Source organism: Donghicola eburneus, assembly GCF_900115865.1.
Taxonomy (GTDB): Bacteria; Pseudomonadota; Alphaproteobacteria; order Rhodobacterales; family Rhodobacteraceae; genus Donghicola; species Donghicola eburneus.
In genome coordinates this window covers 37,257-55,267 of sequence record NZ_FOXY01000004.1, presented here as the reverse complement: position 1 = coordinate 55,267, position 18,011 = coordinate 37,257, and the positions used below count along the sequence as shown (strand labels likewise).

At 60.5% G+C, this 18,011-nt stretch carries 12 protein-coding genes; 11 read left to right on the top strand and 1 reads right to left on the bottom strand.

Going from position 1 to position 18,011, the window contains the following annotated elements:
- The first annotated feature begins 27 nt into the window (after positions 1-27).
- The 7 genes from gltB to msrA all read left to right on the top strand — a co-directional run bounded on the left by gltB (position 28) and on the right by msrA (position 8,840).
- Entirely contained in the window at positions 28-4,560 is a 4,533-nt protein-coding gene (gene gltB, locus BM225_RS07845; RefSeq protein WP_072708670.1) for a glutamate synthase large subunit, read from the top strand.
- Between the two features lie 79 nt (positions 4,561-4,639).
- The gene (locus BM225_RS07840; protein ID WP_072708667.1) at positions 4,640-5,116 is read left to right on the top strand and encodes a pyridoxamine 5'-phosphate oxidase family protein; all 477 of its coding nucleotides are present in this window, start codon (positions 4,640-4,642) and stop codon (positions 5,114-5,116) included.
- 95 nt (positions 5,117-5,211) lie between these two features.
- Positions 5,212-5,943, top strand: coding sequence for a monofunctional biosynthetic peptidoglycan transglycosylase (mtgA, locus tag BM225_RS07835; RefSeq protein WP_072708665.1), 732 nt, complete (start codon positions 5,212-5,214; stop codon positions 5,941-5,943).
- 56 nt (positions 5,944-5,999) lie between these two features.
- Positions 6,000-6,665 carry an FtsZ-binding protein FzlA gene (gene fzlA / locus BM225_RS07830; protein WP_072708661.1) on the top strand — a complete coding sequence of 222 codons (666 nt, stop codon included), beginning with the start codon at positions 6,000-6,002 and terminating at the stop codon, positions 6,663-6,665.
- Between the two features lie 57 nt (positions 6,666-6,722).
- Positions 6,723-7,754 (top strand): tRNA epoxyqueuosine(34) reductase QueG, encoded by a 1,032-nt coding sequence (gene queG, locus BM225_RS07825; RefSeq protein ID WP_072708658.1) that lies wholly within the window; start codon positions 6,723-6,725, stop codon positions 7,752-7,754.
- A gap of 124 nt (positions 7,755-7,878) precedes the next feature.
- Positions 7,879-8,325: a peptide-methionine (R)-S-oxide reductase MsrB gene (gene msrB, locus BM225_RS07820; protein WP_072708656.1), complete on the top strand. Its 447-nt coding sequence runs from the start codon at positions 7,879-7,881 to the stop codon at positions 8,323-8,325.
- Between the two features lie 5 nt (positions 8,326-8,330).
- Positions 8,331-8,840 (top strand): peptide-methionine (S)-S-oxide reductase MsrA, encoded by a 510-nt coding sequence (msrA, locus tag BM225_RS07815; RefSeq protein ID WP_072708653.1) that lies wholly within the window; start codon positions 8,331-8,333, stop codon positions 8,838-8,840.
- A 127-nt stretch (positions 8,841-8,967) separates the two neighbouring features.
- On the opposite strand, the gene BM225_RS07810 is transcribed toward msrA, so the two are convergent.
- Positions 8,968-9,564, bottom strand: coding sequence for an outer membrane protein (locus BM225_RS07810; RefSeq protein WP_072708650.1), 597 nt, complete (start codon positions 9,562-9,564; stop codon positions 8,968-8,970).
- A gap of 266 nt (positions 9,565-9,830) precedes the next feature.
- Here BM225_RS07810 and BM225_RS07805 point away from each other — a divergent pair, with 266 nt between their 5' ends.
- The 4 genes from BM225_RS07805 to BM225_RS07790 all read left to right on the top strand — a co-directional run bounded on the left by BM225_RS07805 (position 9,831) and on the right by BM225_RS07790 (position 17,936).
- Complete coding sequence (locus tag BM225_RS07805) at positions 9,831-10,760, top strand: DMT family transporter (protein ID WP_072708647.1); 930 nt, start codon at positions 9,831-9,833, stop codon at positions 10,758-10,760.
- A 462-nt stretch (positions 10,761-11,222) separates the two neighbouring features.
- A complete protein-coding gene (locus tag BM225_RS07800) occupies positions 11,223-11,843 on the top strand; it encodes a response regulator transcription factor (RefSeq protein WP_072708645.1) in 621 nt (206 codons plus the stop codon).
- A 298-nt stretch (positions 11,844-12,141) separates the two neighbouring features.
- On the top strand, positions 12,142-13,881 hold the full coding sequence (locus BM225_RS07795) for an autotransporter assembly complex protein TamA (protein ID WP_177218584.1): 1,740 nt from the start codon (positions 12,142-12,144) through the stop codon (positions 13,879-13,881).
- Positions 13,878-17,936: a translocation/assembly module TamB domain-containing protein gene (locus BM225_RS07790; RefSeq protein ID WP_143095353.1), complete on the top strand. Its 4,059-nt coding sequence runs from the start codon at positions 13,878-13,880 to the stop codon at positions 17,934-17,936. The genes BM225_RS07795 and BM225_RS07790 overlap by 4 nt, the downstream gene beginning before the upstream one ends.
- Positions 17,937-18,011 lie beyond the last annotated feature (75 nt).

The window sequence follows — 18,011 nt, the reverse complement described above, 5'->3', positions numbered from 1 at the left end:
CCCACCAGCGAAGGAAGGGTTAAAGCAATGCAAAAGTTTGATGAGAACTGGGTCCGCGCCGAGGAAGAAAAGCGCAAGTGGATGGACGAGAACAGCCTCTACCGTGAAGAGGCAGAGCATTCGTCCTGTGGCGTTGGTCTGGTCGTCAGCATCGACGGTAAATCCAGCCGCAAGGTTGTTGAAGCCGGTATCGACGCGCTGAAGGCGATCTGGCACCGCGGTGCCGTGGACGCAGACGGCAAAACCGGTGACGGCGCGGGTATCCACGTTCAGATCCCTGTACCGTTCTTCTACGAGCAGATCCGCCGCACGGGCCACGAGCCCAAGAAAGATCAACTGCTGGCCGTTGGTCAGGTGTTCCTGCCCCGCACCGATTTCGGCGCACAGGAAACCTGCCGGACCATCGTGGAAACCGAAGTCCTGCGCATGGGCTACGGCATCTACGGCTGGCGCCACGTGCCCGTCGATGTGACTTGCTTGGGTGACAAGGCGAACGCGACCCGCCCCGAGATCGAGCAGATCCTGATCTCGAACTCCAAGGGTGCGGACGAAGAGACCTTTGAGCGCGAACTGTATGTCATTCGCCGCCGCATCGAGAAGGCCGCGTCGGCTGCACAGATCAACGGTCTGTACATCGCGTCGCTGTCCTGCCGCTCGATCATCTACAAAGGCATGATGCTGGCCGAGCAGGTTGCGGTGTTCTACCCCGACCTGATGGACGAGCGTTTTGAATCGTCCTTTGCGATCTACCACCAGCGTTACTCGACCAACACCTTCCCGCAGTGGTGGCTGGCGCAGCCGTTCCGCATGCTGGCGCACAACGGCGAGATCAACACCATCAAGGGCAACACCAACTGGATGAAGAGCCACGAGATCCGTATGGCCTCTTCGACCTTTGGTGACATGGCCGAGGACATCAAGCCGATCATCGCGAACGGTGCGTCGGACTCGGCGGCGTTGGACGCTGTGTTCGAAGTTCTGGTCCGTGCGGGTCGCAACGCGCCTATGGCGAAAACCATGCTGGTCCCCGAATCGTGGTCCAAGCAGGCGGTTGAGCTGCCCGAATCGTGGCGCGACATGTACGCCTACTGCAACGCCGTGATGGAGCCGTGGGACGGCCCCGCCGCGCTGGCCATGACCGACGGTCGTTGGGTCTGCGGTGGTCTGGACCGGAACGGTCTGCGCCCCATGCGCTATGTTGTGACAGGCGATGGCCTGCTGATCGCAGGGTCCGAGGCGGGCATGGTGCCCACCGACGAAGCCACTGTTGTGGAAAAGGGTGCCTTGGGCCCCGGTCAGCTGATCGGCGTCGATATGAAAGAGGGCAAGCTCTACCACGACACCGAGATCAAGGACGCTCTGGCAGGCAGCCAGCCGTTCGGTGAGTGGGTCGGCAAGATCAACGATCTGGACGAAGCGCTGGGTCAGGTGACCGAGAAGCCGATGTTCGACGGTGCCGAACTGCGCAAGCGTCAGATCGCGGCTGGTTTCAGCCTCGAAGAGCTGGAGCAGATTCTGGCCCCGATGGCCGAAGACGGCAAAGAAGCACTGGCGTCCATGGGCGACGATACTCCTTCGGCTGTTCTGTCGGCCAAGTATCGCCCCCTGAGCCACTACTTCCGCCAGAACTTCAGCCAGGTGACCAACCCGCCGATCGACTCGCTGCGCGAATTCCGCGTGATGTCGCTGAAGACCCGTTTCGGCAATCTGAAGAATGTTCTGGACGAGTCCTCGTCGCAGACCGAGATTCTGGTGCTGGACAGCCCCTTTGTCGGCAACGCGCAGTGGACTGAACTGCAGAACCACTTCAACGCGACGCTGGTCGAGATCGACTGTACCTTTGCTCCCGGCGCAGACCTGCGCGGCGAGCTGGAGCGTATTCGCGCCGAAGCCGAGGACGCGGTACGTTCGGGTGCAGGCCACATCATCCTGACCGACCACAAGCTGAGCGCAGATAAAGTCGGCATGCCGATGATTCTGGCGACCAGCGCGGTGCACAGCCACCTGACGCGCAAGGGTCTGCGGACCTTCTGCAGCCTGAACGTGCGTTCGGCCGAGTGTGTGGACCCCCACTACTTTGCCGTGCTGGTGGGCTGTGGTGCGACCACTGTGAACCCCTATCTGGCCGAAGATTCGCTGGCCGACCGTATCGAGCGTGGCCTGCTGGAAGGCAGCCTGACCGAGAACGTCAGCCGTTACCGCGACGCCATCGATCAGGGTCTGCTCAAGATCATGGCAAAGATGGGTATCTCGGTGATTTCGTCCTACCGTGGTGGTCTGAACTTCGAAGCTGTGGGTCTGTCGCGCGCCATGTGTGCCGAATACTTCCCCGGCCTGATCAGCCGCATTTCGGGTATCGGTGTTTCTGGCATCCAGAAAAAGGCCGAAGACGTGCACGCGGCGGGCTTCAAGTCGAACCGTGACGTGCTGCCGATCGGTGGTTTCTACAAGTCGCGTCGTCAGGGCGAGACCCACGCTTGGGGTGCAAACAACATGCACCTGCTGCAGTCGGCCTGTGACCGTGGATCGTTCGAGCTGTGGAAGCAGTACTCGGCGCTGATGAAAGCGAACCCGCCGATCCACCTGCGCGACCTGTTGGACATCAAGCCCTTGGGCAAAGCGATCCCGCTGGAAGAAGTTGAATCGATCACCTCGATCCGCAAGCGTTTCGTGACCCCCGGTATGTCGCTGGGCGCTCTGTCGCCCGAAGCGCACAAGACCCTGAACGTTGCGATGAACCGTATCGGCGCGAAGTCGGATTCGGGTGAGGGCGGCGAAGATCCCGCACACTTCCACCCCGAGCCCAACGGCGACAACCCGTCGGCCAAGATCAAACAGGTGGCCTCTGGTCGTTTCGGTGTGACCGCCGAATACCTGAACCAGTGTGAAGAACTGGAGATCAAGGTCGCACAGGGCGCGAAGCCCGGTGAAGGTGGTCAGCTGCCCGGCATGAAGGTCACCGACCTGATCGCCCGTCTGCGCCACTCGACCAAGGGTGTGACCCTGATTTCGCCGCCGCCGCACCACGATATCTACTCGATCGAGGACCTCGCGCAGCTGATCTACGACCTGAAGCAGATCAACCCGCGTTGTAAGGTCACCGTGAAGCTGGTGGCGTCGTCGGGCGTTGGCACCATCGCCGCTGGTGTTGCCAAGGCGAAGGCGGACGTGATCCTGATTTCGGGCCACAACGGTGGTACCGGTGCATCGCCTGCGACCTCGATCAAATACTGCGGCCTGCCGTGGGAAATGGGTCTGACCGAAGCGCATCAGGTTCTGGCAATGAACCACCTGCGTGGTCGCGTGACCCTGCGGACCGACGGTGGCCTGCGCACCGGTCGTGACATCGTCATGGCTGCGATGATGGGTGCCGAAGAGTACGGCATCGGCACCGCGGCTCTGATCGCGATGGGCTGTATCATGGTGCGTCAGTGTCAGTCGAACACCTGCCCCGTTGGTGTCTGTACTCAGGACGAAGACCTGCGTGCGAAATTCACCGGCAACGCGGACAAGGTTGTGAACCTGATCACCTTCTACGCTCAGGAAGTTCGCGAGATTCTGGCATCGATCGGTGCCCGTTCGCTGGACGACGTGATCGGCCGCGCGGACCTGCTGAGCCAGGTCAGCCGTGGTTCGGCGCACCTGGATGATCTGGACCTGAACCCGCTGCTCATCACTGTCGATGGCTCGGAGCAGATCGAGTACGACCGCAACCGTCCGCGCAACGCTGTGCCGGATACTCTGGACGCGGAAATCGTCAAGGACGCGGCACGCTTCCTTGAAGATGGCGAGAAGATGCAGCTGAGCTATGCGGTGCAGAACACGCACCGTACCGTCGGCACCCGCACCTCGAGCCACATCGTGCGTCGGTTCGGCATGCGCAATAGCCTGCAGGCGGACCACCTGACCGTGAAACTGCGCGGTTCGGCGGGTCAGGCCTTGGGTGCGTTCGCAGCGCCCGGTCTGAAGATCGAAGTGTCTGGCGATGCCAACGACTATGTTGGCAAGGGTCTGTCGGGCGGTACCGTTGTGGTTCGTCCCCCGATGGAAAGCCCGCTGGTCGCCGCTGACAACACCATCATCGGCAACACCGTTCTGTACGGTGCGACCGACGGCTACCTGTTTGCGGCTGGCCGCGCAGGCGAGCGTTTCGCCGTCCGTAACTCGGGTGCGAAAGTGGTGATCGAGGGCTGCGGCAGCAACGGTTGTGAATACATGACCGGCGGTGTGGCTGTGATCCTTGGGTCGATCGGTGCGAACTTTGGCGCGGGTATGACCGGCGGTATGGCCTATCTGTGGGATCCTGAAGGTGTCGCTGAAAAGCACATGAACATGGAGACCTTGGTCACCTGCACTCCGGCGAACCCGCACTGGATTGCTCAGCTGAAAGACCTGGTCGAGCGTCACTACGCCGAGACCAGCAGCCGCAAGGCAGGCGAGATCCTGCAGAACTGGGAAGAGAACCTGCCCAAGTTCCTGCAGATCTGCCCCAAGGAGATGCTGAACAAGATGGCGCATCCGCTGACCGCAGATGGCCAAGAGGCAATCCCCGCCGAGTAAGGCACTGCACACTTGAGATAATGAACCCCGCCGCGATACCGTTGGCGGGGTTTTTTCATTTTTGAACAAGGGGATTAGGATGACGGTCGGATTGCTGACGCCCGAAGTGGCCGCAGAGATTGATAGCGCGGTGCTGTGCTGGATGGCGACATCGGACGACGCAGGGCGGCCCAGTGTGTCGCCCAAGGAGATGTTTCTGGTGTATGACGCCGAACGCCTGCTGATCGCCGAGATCGCCTCGCCGCGCAGTATGCGGAACGTCCGGCAGAACGCGCAGGTTTGCGTCAGCGTCTTGGACATCTTTTTGCAGCGGGGGCACAAGATGGAGGGGACCTGCCGGATCGTGAGCCCCGAGGATGCGGATTTCGAAGAGCTGTCCGCGCCGCTCCAAGAGATGGCGGGCAGTTTCGAAGTGCGCCATGTGTTCGAACTGACCGTGACCCGCCTGACGCCCATTCTGGCCCCAAGCTATGTGAAGCATCCCGAGCGGACCGAGGCCTATTTCCGCGAGAATGCCTATCAGGCGTACGGGGTGCGGCCTGTGGACGGGCAATGAGTTCGGCGCAGGCGTTTGGTCCGGCGCGTGCTATCACTTTGATGCGGGTGGGCGTAGGGCCTTGACCGTTCTGGCGGGGCGGGCTTACTGACCTTATGGCAAAGAGCACCAAGAAAAAACCCGCAAAGAGGAAGACAACGCGCAAGACCAAGGTCAGCCTTGGGCAACGGGTGCGGCGGTGGCTGCGCTATGGCGTGTTTGCCGTGATCGGGTTGGTGGCTCTGGCTGTGATCCTGCCGTCGTTTTTGCCCGTGCCGCAGGGGTTCTATATGCGGTCCGAGGCGCGGCGGTTGGGGGACATTCAGCGGGTCTGGACCCCGATGGACGAGATTGCCCCCGTGATGGCGCGCTCTGTCGTGGCTGCCGAGGATGCGAATTTCTGCAACCACTGGGGCTTTGACATGTCGGCCATCCGCGATGCGATTGAGGATGGCGGCAATCGCGGAGCCTCGACCCTGAGCCAGCAGGTGGTCAAGAATGTCTACCTGTGGCAGGGGCGTAACTGGACGCGCAAGGCCCTAGAGGCGCTGATGACCCCGCTGGTCGAGGCGGCGTGGAGCAAACGCCGGATTGTCGAGGTCTACCTGAACGTGGCCGAGTTCGACGAAGGTATCTTTGGCGTTGAGGCAGCCGCCCGCACATATTTCGGCACCACGCCAGAGGATTTGACCGCGCGCGAGGCCGCTTTGCTGGCTGCGCTCTTGCCGAATCCCAAAGAGCGGGACGCCGCCAATCCCAGCCAGTTTGTTGCCCGCCGGGCTTCACAAATTGCGGATGGAGCGGCGACTATCGCAAGAGACGGCCGTGCCGCCTGTTTCGAGGATTGAAAACGGTCCACGAGACAGGCATTGAAGGTGAACTCCCAACAAGATCGAAGGACGCTATGAATCGCCTCTATCATGTTCCGCTCTCGCCGTTCTGCCGCAAGGTCCGTCTGGTGCTGGCCGAAAAGCGGATTGAGGTCGAGCTGGTCGAAGAGCGCTATTGGGAAATGGACACCGATTTCCTGCGCCGCAATCCGGCGGGCAAGGTGCCTGTGCTGCGCTTGAACGGCAAAATCCTGTCCGAGAGCATGGCCATCTGCGAGTATATCGAAGAGGTCTACCCTGACCCCGCCTTGATGCCCTATTCGCCCGAAGAGCGCTACGAAGTGCGCCGGTTGGTCAGCTGGTTCGACGACAAGTTCCATTCCGAGGTCACGCAGAACCTGCTGTACGAGCGGGTGAACAAGAAGCTGATGAAATCGGGCTATCCGGACAGCAAAGCGGTCAAGATGGGCGCGCAGAAGATCAAGTACCACTTGGACTATATGGCGTGGCTCTTGGATCATCGCCGTTGGCTGGCCGGGGACCGCATGACCTTGGCCGATTTCGCGGCGGCGGCGCATCTGAGCGCTTTGGACTATATCAGTGATGTGGACTGGAACCGCAGCGAGGTCGTCAAGGACTGGTACGCGAAGATCAAATCGCGCCCTGCGTTCCGGAGCATTCTGGCCGACCAGATCCCCGGCTTTCCGCAGCCGCCCCATTATTCCGACCTGGATTTCTGATCTGTGGCGACGCGGGGGCCAGCCCCCGCACCCCCGGGGTATTTGGGCAAGAAAGAGATGACTGACGCGTTGAAAGCCCGATTGGTGGCGCAGGCGCGGGCCGAGGGATTTTCCGAGGTTCGCGTGTGTCGCCCTTGGGACGTGCCGGAGGTTCCGGCGCGATTGGAGGCGTTTGTCGCGCAGGGCTTTCATGGCCAGATGGGCTGGATGGAAGAGCGGATGTCTTGGCGGGGCGATCCTGCTGCGCTGTGGCCCGAGGCGCGGTCGGTGATTGTGTTGGGCGAGAGTTATACCCCTGAGGACAATCCGATGGACGTGGTGGGACTGCCTGATCGCGGGGCGATTTCCGTGTATGCGCGGGGCAAGGATTACCACGATCTGGTCAAGAAGCGGCTGAAGCGTTTGGCGCGCTGGCTGATTGCCGAAGGCGGCGGCGAGGTGAAGGTGTTCGTGGACACTGCTCCTGTGCCGGAGAAGCCTTTGGGGCAGGCGGCGGGTTTGGGTTGGCAGGGCAAGCACACCAATCTGGTCAGTCGGCAGATGGGGAACTGGTTCTTTATCGGGTCGGTGTTTACGACACTGGATTTGCCCGTGGACGAGCCCGAGGTGGACCATTGTGGGCGCTGTGACCGGTGTTTGCGGGCCTGTCCGACCGACGCTTTTGTTGCGCCCTATCAGATGGATGCGCGGCGGTGCATTTCGTACCTGACGATCGAGCATAAGGGGCCGGTGGACGAGGCGCTGCGCGGGCGCTTGGGGAACCGGATTTACGGGTGTGATGACTGTCTGGCGGCGTGCCCGTGGAACAAGTTCGCCGTGGCGGCCAGTGACATGCGCTATGCGGCCCGAGAGGGGACTGTGGCGCCGGAATTGCGGGAGTTGGCCGCGCTGGACGATGCGGCGTTTCGCGAGCGGTTCAGTGGTAGTCCGATCAAACGGATCGGGCGCGATCGCTTCGTGCGAAACGTTCTGTATGCCATCGGGAATTCAGGGGATGCGTCGCTGAAAGAGGTGGCCACCGCGCTGTTTACCGACCCCGATGAGGGCGTGGCCGATGCAGCGCGGTGGGCTGCCTTACAACTAGGGTGACTCTATCCTTGTTTCGCGGCGGATACCAGAGCTCTCACTGCGTCGTCATGATAATGTTATAGGGGTTTGCCGAAGGCCTGTGGCGCCCCACATTAGGGACATCCAAGCAAAGAGGAGTGGTCTGTTGGCCAAGTATACCCGTGACCCCGATGTGATCGCTGCGCTGGAGCCTGATGCCTATTACGTGACCCAAGAGAGCGGCACGGAACGGCCCGGCACAGGGCGCTATCTGGGGAACAAGCAAAAGGGCCTCTATGTGGATATCGTCAGCGGGGAGCCGCTGTTCGTGTCCGCGGCCAAATATGAATCGGGCTGTGGGTGGCCGAGCTTTACCCGCCCCGTGAGCGAAGAGTTCATTCAGGAATTGCGTGACACCACCCATGGCATGGTGCGGACCGAAGTGCGGTCGACCTATGGCGACAGCCATTTGGGGCATGTGTTCGATGATGGTCCGCGCGATCAGGGTGGGCTACGGTATTGCATCAACTCGGCGGCGCTACGGTTTGTCCCGCTCGAGGATATGGAGGCCGAAGGGTACGGCGACTTCGTGCCCTTGGTCGAGAAGGAGTAAGAGATATGGCACAAGAGCGCGCAGTTCTGGCGGGCGGCTGTTTCTGGGGGATGCAGGATCTGATCCGCAAACTGCCCGGGGTAGAGTCCACCCGCGTCGGCTATACAGGTGGGGACGTGCCGAACGCGACCTACCGCAACCATGGCACCCATGCCGAGGGGATCGAGATCCTGTTCGATCCGGCGGTGATCAGCTATCGGCAGTTGCTGGAGTTTTTCTTCCAGATCCACGATCCGACCACGCTGAACCGGCAGGGCAACGATCTGGGGATGAGCTATCGCAGCGCGATTTACTATGTGGATGATGCGCAGAAGGCCGTGGCCGAGGATACCATCGCAGACGTCAATGCCAGCGGCATCTGGCCCGGTACTGTTGTGACCGAGGTGGAACCCGTCGGCGATTTCTGGGAGGCGGAGCCAGAGCATCAGGATTATCTGGAGCGGTTTCCGAATGGCTATACCTGCCATTTCCCGCGGCCCGACTGGGTGCTGCCCAAGCGCGACGCAGCGGAATGAACGAAAGCCGGCCTTCGGGCCGGTTTTTCTATGTCCGAGGACCCAAACGAAAGCCCCCCGCGGTGAAGCGGGGGGCCTACTCGTACTTGGGTTACTGGGGATGTGGGTTACTTACCCGTTTCACTCGTTAAAAGCGGTAGGACATCCGAACCTGAGCGGTGGTCGCATCAGCGTCTGTGTTGGTGTCGTCCATATCGATAAAGCGGTGACGCAGGACTTCGCCGCCGACGGTCACATTGTCGGTGACCTTGTGCTCGTAGCCGAGACCGACAAAGCCGCCTTCGTTATAGCCAGCCTCTTCGAAGTTGGCGCCCGCTGCACCGGCGGTGATGTAGGGCAGGCCTTGGCCCATGTCATAGCCAGCCTTCAGTTTCAGGCGGGTGACGTCTTGCAGAGTTTCGTCGCCGTCATCCAGTTCGATGTTGCCTGCGTCGAATTCAATGCCTGCACCCAGAACGTATTTTCCGAAGTCGTAATCATAGCCCAGGTGCACACCGCCGAGACCGCCGTTGCCGTCCATGTCGATTGCGCCTTCGTCGGTTTCGACTTTGCCGCCGCCCGCTTGGATACCGCCGTAGAAGCCGGTCCAGTTGCCATCAACGCTGACAGGTTCGGGTGCCACGATGGGCGCGGGTTCGGTGGGCGGGGGGGTCAGCGAGCCAGCCAGAACAGGTGCTGCCGACAGGGCAATAATCGAAGTGAGGGCTGCGGTTTTGATAGCCATGATCTCAACCTTTCTTTCTTTTAAACAAAACAAATCCGCCGGTGTTCGGCGTTGGTGGATATCTGTGGTGGGATAAGGCATTGTTCAATCACAGGAAAATCACTTGTAAGGCGCGAAGTCGTGACCGGATCGGCGGGAACATGTGCATGAGGTCGGCGAAAAATGCCGATGGCGGGCATGGAGCGCGGGGATTTGGAATAGCGTGTTTGCCGTGGCCGCATGGCTAAAAGCTTGACCGATGGGTCAAAGAGGCGCACTGCCAAGGCATGCCCTACGAAACTTACCAGCCTTTTAAGGCCATTACGCTCAAACTTGTCTCGGTTGTCGCCTTTACCTCTATGGCGGCGATGGTGAAAGCAACAGCGGATGTGGTGCCGACGGGCGAAGCGGTGTTTTTCCGCTCGGCGTTTGCGATGCCGGTTTTGTTCACGTGGCTGTGGATCAGCGGCAGTCTGCGCAGCGGCATCAAAGTGAAAAGCCCGGTTGGCCACGTTCTGCGCGGATTGATCGGATCTAGCGCGATGGGCATGAACTTTCTGGCGCTGGGCTTGCTGCCCTTGCCCGAAGTGACGGCGATCGGGTTCGCGGCACCGCTGCTGACTGTGGTCTTTGCCGCACTGCTGCTCAAAGAGCGTGTGGGGCCGTTCCGACTGTCCATGGTGCTGTTGGGTCTTGTCGGGGTGATGATTGTCCTGTCGCCGCGCATGACGCTGGATACGGCTGCGGATGGTGCGGCCTTGGGCGCTGTGTTGGTGCTGTGCTCGGCCGTGGCGCGGGCGCTTGCGCAAATCCAGATCCGCCGTCTGGTCGAGATCGACAACACGACAGCCATTGTGTTCTGGTTCACAGTCACAACCACGGGGCTGTCCCTGCTGACCGCGCCCTTTGGTTGGGTGATGCCAGACCCGATTTCGCTGGGGCTGCTGATCGGGGCGGGGCTGCTAGGAGGGCTGGGGCAAATCCTGATGACCTCGGCCTACCGGTTTGCCGGAGCGGCGTTGGTCGCGCCGTTTGACTACAGCGCGATCATCATGGCGCTGGGGATGGGGTATTTCCTGTTTGACGAGATCCCGACCGTTCAAATGCTGATCGGATCTTGCGTGGTGATCGCGGCTGGGGGCCTGATCATCTGGCGCGAGCACCGTCTGGGTTTGCGGCGCGGCAAAGCCCGTTCTGGCATGACGCCGCAAGGATAATACTTAGGTATTATCCGCAATACGTAAGTTTTAATCCGTAATTACAAGACATCCGAATCTACTCCGAACGATATTTGCAAAATGAGACCCATTTTTGTTTGCGTATGCGCAAAACAAAGTTTGTGGATGTTAGCGGAAAACCTGACCGGTCGGGTAGATCTATCCGGATAAGAAAATTCCTAAATTCAAATATACTTGATTTTCAGGGCGTTACTACGACCCGAAGGACGTCTAATTCCGGATGCTTTTGTATCCGCAGTGGATAATTCGGCGGTCGCGGTGGGGTATGGTGGGGCGACCCGACTGGGTGAAATACGTTCCTAAGGGCAACTTATTATGTCATAGTGGGCCTATCGGTTGAGAGTAGATGGTTCCTGGTTTTTCGAAACTCTGACCCGCGCAATGATAACGGTTTTTGCCCTTTTACGGGACGCGCAGGTCGGCAATGAAAAGGAACAAACAATGCGTATTCTTATTGCAGACGACCACGAACTGCTTCGGGATACCCTAGAGCTTTACCTCAAGCAGGAAGGCAACATCGAGACCCGCACCGCCGAGGATCTGGATGGCGCGGTTCAGTTGATCGAAGACGAAGGCGATTTCGATCTGGTCCTGCTGGACTTCAACATGCCCGGGATGAATGGGCTGGAAGGTCTGAAAAAGGTCAAAGCCATGAATGGTGGCCAGCGCGTTGCCCTGATCTCTGGTGTGGCCAGCCGCGATGTGGCCGAGCAGGCACTGGCGGAAAATGCGGCAGGCTTCCTGCCCAAGACCCTGTCGGCCCGTAGTGTCGTAAATGCCGTGCGCTTCATGGCGATGGGCGAGCAGTACGCACCGCTGGATTTCATGTCCCAAGAGGACGAAAGCTCTGCACAGAACCATCCGCTGGCGTCGCAACTGTCGCGTCGTGAGATGCAGGTTCTCGAAGGTCTGAGCGGCGGCCTGTCGAACAAAGAGATTGCTCGCAATCTGGACGTTCGTGAGCCCACTGTTAAGCTGCACGTCAAAACCCTGTACCGCAAAATCGGCGTCCATAACCGGACCCAAGCGGCCTTGATCGCGAAAGAGTCCGGCCTGTTCTAAACAGTTGGGCGCTCACGAGATCAGGGAGGAAAGTAATGACCGCACAGACAGTTACGGCATGGATGCAATGATGCGCCGCGCCGGATCGGGCGAGACCCGGCGGGCTGTTGTTGGATGTGCAGGTGTTGACTGATCGACGCAAAGTCTGTGGCCCGAAGAGGGGCAAGGCAATCTAGCGGGAAACCGCTGTTACAACGAAGTGCTGGTGCAAAGCTCTTTTCGTTGGCCTAATCTGCCCCAGAGCACTAGGTGTGGGCCGATGGATAGACTTTTTCGTTCAGTATTTTCGAGCGCGGTTTTGACAGCGCTTTTCACGACTGCAGCTTGGCCTGCGATTGATATCGATCTCTCCGTATCGGGCGGGGATGACGCATTAGAAGACCGTCTGCGGACTGCGTCGCGCCTCTATGCGGCAAACGAGACCGAAGATGTGACGGCGCAAGATTACGCCGCTGCGGCCTTGGCGGAGTACAACACCATCGTGGGTGTTCTGTACGAAGAGGGCTATTATGGACCGAACGTCAGTGTGCGGCTGGATGGCAACGAGGCCAGCCAGCTGAACCCGTTCCGGTTGCCAGCAGAATTTCAGTCAGCCCAGATCACTGTCGAGACCGGACCACGCTTTGTGTTCCGAGAGGCAGAGGTGGGGCCGTTGCCCGACGGCACCGAACCGCCCGCAGAGTTCGCGCGCGGCCAAGATGCGCGTCTGGATGTAATCCGCAGCACCGGTCAGGACGCCGTGGATGCATGGCGCGAGGTGGGCTACGCGAAAGCAGACCTGACCGGACAGCGCATTGTGGCAGATCACCCTGCCGAAGCGCTTGATGTGTCACTGGGGATTACAACGGGGCCGCAGCTGCGGTTTGGCCGTTTGGCCGTCGAAAATAACCGTAATGTGCGCGAAGAGCGTATCCGCGCAATCGCGGGGCTGCCGCGCGGCGAGATTTATGATCCCGCTTTGGTCGCAGATGCGTCGACACGCTTGCGCAATACCGGTGCGTTCAGCGCTGTTGCCATGCGCGAGGCGGACGAGATCCGCGATGGCGATACGCTCGACTTTACGGTGAATGTGGTCGAAGCCAAGCCACGACGCTTTGGGTTCGGGGCGGAGCTGATCTCGGACGAGGGGGTGACGCTGTCCAGCTTCTGGATGCACCGCAACATCCTTGGTGGCGCGGAAAAGCTGCGGTTTGACGTCGAGGTCGCAGGGATCGGCGGAACCACTGGGGGCGAGGACGTAAACCTGACCACCCGTTTCGAACGTCCGGCGACCTTTGACCCGCGCAATATCTTGTTCGTGCAGACCGCGTTGGAGCGCATGAACGAGCCAGAGTATAACAGCGACCAGTTCCGGACCGATGTCGGTATCCTGCGCCGTGCGAGCGATGATCTGACCGTGCAATACGGTGTCGCGTTCCGCCGCGCCACGATTGAGGACAGCGATGGCGAGACCAGCTACAGCCAACTGCTGTTCCCAGTCTCGGCCACTTATGACAAGCGCGAAGGCGGCAGCAACGCCGTGGGCGGCTATTATCTAAGCGGTGAGGTCATGCCTTTTTACGGGCTGAATGACTCGCCAGAGGGCATCCGATCGACTTTTGATGCGCGAACGTATTTCAGCGCGACCGAAACAACGGTGTTTGCCCTGCGCGGTCAGCTTGGCTTTATCGAGGGCGCCAAGGCCGAGGATGTTCCCGCGGACTTCCAGTTCTATTCGGGGGGCGGGGGCACCGTCCGCGGCCAGAACTACCAATCGCTGGGCTATAATGACGGCGGCGGGGCGAGCTTCCTTGGGGCGTCCCTAGAGCTGCGTCAGGGCATCACGGACGCGATCAGCGCGGTTGGCTTTGTCGATTATGGCTTTGTCGGTGGCGAGCTGGGGCTGGACACCGAGGGCGAGGACCACGCGGGTGCAGGGATCGGCGTGCGGTACAACACACCTATCGGCCCCTTGCGACTGGACGTCGCGACGCCAATGAGCGGTGATGACATTGGCCGTGAATACGAAATCTATATCGGGATCGGACAGGCGTTTTGAGACGGATATTTGCAGCATTTTTGGTGCTGCTGCTGCCCGTTGGGGCAGTGGCGCAGGATGACGACGGCCAAGGCTACCTAGAGCGGCTGTTGCAGGACACTTTGTCCGGAGCTGGACGCGAGGTTCGGATCGAAGGGTTCGAGGGCGCGCTTAGCTCCCGCGCGACCATCGACCGTTTGACCATCGCGGACGATCAGGGCGTGTGGCTGGATGCGACAGGACTGGCGCTGGATTGGAGCCGCGCGGCCCTGCTGCGGGGCCGGATCGAGGTGAACGAGCTGTCCGCCGAGAGCATCTCGATGCCGCGCAAACCGATCTCGAACGAGGTTGATGTTCCCGCACCCGAGGCGACGGCGTTTTCTCTGCCGGATCTGCCTGTGTCGGTGAATGTCGACACATTGCAGGTGGATCGTGCGGCTTTGGGCGCCGATGTGATTGGTCAGGACGCGGTTATGACCCTGAGTGGGTCGGCACAACTGGCCAATGGAGCGGGCACTGTTTCCCTAAACGCGGAACGTACGGACGGCCCGAACGGTCAGTTCGAAGTCGATCTGGCCTATGATCCTGGCGAAAATACGGCCTCTATTTTGGTGGCCGCGTCAGAGGATGCGGGCGGGATCGTAGCGACCTTGGCGGGTATTCCGCAAAACCCAAGCATTGATCTGCGGATCGAAGGCGAGGGGCCTGCAGACGATCTGACGGTGGATATTGCGCTGCGGACCGACAGTTCGCTGCGTTTGGGCGGGCAGGTGACCCTGCGCGGACAGGCATTGGACGTCGATCTGGGGGGCGATCTGCGCCCCTTGGTCGAGCCGCTTTACCACGATTTGCTGGGGAATGATGCGCGGGTTGTCGCTTCGGCGGCCAAGGCGGATGATGGCACTCTCACGCTCGATAATCTGTTGATCGAGGCGCGCGCCGCCAATGTACAGGGCGCGGCTGTGATCGGGCCCTCGGGTCTGCCCCAGAGCATTGAACTCGAAGGTTCCTTGCGGGCACCGGATGGATCGCCCCTGACCTTGGCCGAGGATGTCACTGTTAAAAGTGTGACGCTCGATGTGAACCACGATGCCGCGTCGAGCGCGGATTGGCAGGGCGAGGTGGTGCTGAACGGCCTCAACCAAGCGGCTGTGACCCTGCCCAAAGCAGTTCTGACAGGTCGAGGACAGATCACACCGGCGGACGAGAATACGCCCCAGACGGTGACTGCCCGCTTTGATTTCGAGACGACGGACCTGCAAATGACCGACGCGGCGCTTCAGGCGCTATTGGGGCCACAGGTGACGGGTGGTGTCAGCTTGACTGCGGTCGAGGGACAGCCCTTGGATCTGAGCGATTTGGCGATCAACGCGCTAGCCTTTGTGGCCACGGGGTCTGCGACGATTGATGGTCTGGAGAGCGGATATGACACCAAGCTCGACCTGAACGTGACTGCGGATGATCTGTCCAAAGCGCGAGAGATAGCGGGCTTCGATCTGGATGGCGCAGCCGAGTTTGCGGTGTCGGGGACGGTGGTGCCCTTGTCCGGTGCCTTTGACCTGCGGGCGACGGGGGACGCGCGGGCGCTGGAGATCGGCCAAGAGATGCTGGACGGTCTGGTGGGCGGCGATGGCAGTCTGTCTGTCGTGGCACGCCGCGATGAAACGGGCCTGACGATTGACGAACTGCTGGCGAACACGGACGGCGCGCGGGTGCAGGCGAATGGCACTATCGGCAGCGCGGAGACGAATTTCGAGTTTAACACCTTTGTCAAAGATTTCAGCCGGTTGGGTCGGGGCGGTTCTGGCCGGGCAGCTTTGGACGGTGACATTGTTCTGTCGGGCGCGATCCTGAAATCCCTGTCAGTGGACGGAGTTCTGAGCGGACCGAGCGGATTGGTGATCCCCTTGGGCGAGGACCAATTGGCAATGTCGGGAGGCAAAATCGACCTGAGCGCCGGAGATGGACGCTGGAACATCGACACAGACCTGAGCGGCGTGAACCATCCGCTGGGGGCGGTGGCCGAGGCGCTGATCAAGGGATCTGGAAGCTACGCGCAAGGCGAGAACGGCATTGTAGAAGCCGTGCGTGGGTCGATCGATGCGGCGCTGACGGGTCTGAGACTTCAAGATGCTGCGCTGGCGCAGGCTTTGGGGCAGGAGGTCAGTTTCCAAACTTCGTTTGATTACGCTGATGGCAATCCCTTGGTGCTGGACCCGCTGCGCTTGCAGGGGGCGGATTACGGGGCCTCGGGCGATGTGTCAGTGGATATGGAAACACAGATTGCCACAGTCGATCTGACGGCGAATGTGCGGGATGCCTCGCGGTTCTCTGGCTTGGCGGGTCGTCAGTTGCGCGGGGCTGCGCAACTCGATGTGGATGGCACAGTGTCTGCGACCACGGCGGATGTGACGGTGACCGGATCGGGGAGCGGCCTTGATCTGGGGGACCCGCATATCAACGGCGTGCTGGCGGGGCGGTTCGATCTGGACACCCATGTGATCCGTGACGGGAGCAACATCACCATCGAGCGTCTGTCGCTGGACGCTGGTAACCTTAACCTGACAGCGAGCGGGTCCCTGACCGAAGAGGGCAAATCCCTGACCGCGGATGCACGTGTCCCTGATGTGGGGCGGATCAACGGTGACTTCTCTGGCCCTGTCACGGTGAATGCTCAAGTGGGTGGCGACGCTGATACCACGACGATTGATGCCACGCTGACCGGCCCTGCGGGGATGACGGCGAATGTGGACGGCGCGATCCTGAGCAACGGAAATCTGGACCTGACGGCAACCGGCGGTGTGCCCTTGGGACTGGCCAATCCGATGATCGCACCGCGACGCGTGTCGGGAGACGCGCGGTTCGATCTGGCGCTACGGGGGCCTGCGGGTCTGGATGCGCTGAGCGGGACCGTGACCCTGTCGGACGGGCTGTTTTCCGAGCCGTCGTCGGGCATTACGCTGAATAATATCGGCGGCACCGCGACACTTGGTGGCAATCAGGTGCGCCTGGACCTGAACGCAAGCAACAGTCAGGGGGGCAGCATTGGGGTGAGCGGCACCGTAGGGCTGACCGGCAATTACAACGTTGATGCCAATGTCTCGATCGTGGATCTGACCTTGGTCGATCCGGGTCTGTACGAGGCAACTTTGGGCGGCGATTTGCGGTTTCGGGGTCCTGCTCTGGATGGTGGACGCCTGTCTGGGGACATTACTCTGAGCGAAGCTGAACTGCGTATTCCCGAAACGGGCGCGGGCGCGGCAGGCAGTATTCCGGATATTGAGCATCTAGGGACGCCGGCTGACGTGCGTCGGACCTTGGACAAAGCAGGGCTGTCGACGACAGCGACCCCAGAAGCCGCAGACGAAGGCCCCGGCATCGCCATTCCGCTGGATGTCACGATCAGCGCGCCATCGCGTATTTTTGTCCGTGGTCGTGGGCTAGATGCCGAGCTTGGGGGGCAAATCCGTCTGACCGGCACGACAGCGAATATCATCCCGATTGGTCGTTTCGATTTGGTGCGCGGGCGCTTGCTGTTGCTGGGGCAACGCTTTGACTTTGACGAAGGGTATATCAGCCTTGAAGGGGCCTTGGTTCCTGTAATCCGACTGGTGGTCGAGACCGAGCAAGGCGATGTGATGACCTATATCATCGTAGACGGTGAAGCATCGTCGCCCGAGGTGTCCTTTAGCTCTTCTCCGGAATTGCCCGAGGACGAGGTTTTGGCACAGCTGCTGTTCGGTCGTGACATGAGCCGCCTGTCTGCCTTCCAGGCGCTGCAACTCGCAAATGCGGTGGCGGTTCTAGCTGGACGCGGCGGCGAGGGGATCGTCTCTAGATTGCGTCAGGGCTTTGATCTGGATGATCTGGATGTGACCACGGATGAACAGGGCAATGCGGCGCTGCGGGCGGGCAAGTACATCTCTGACAACGTCTACACCGATGTCACCGTGGGGGCGACGGGGCAGACCGAGTTGAACCTGAATATCGATATCAGTCCGTCAGTTACGGCGCGCGGTGGTGTGGATAACGATGGCCAGAGTAGCGTCGGGATTTTCTTTGAGCGGGATTATTAATCTTTTGATAACGCCGGTCAGTAAATTTGACGTTTAGAGTGATACGAATAGTTTCCGTTTAGATTGAAGGCAGGC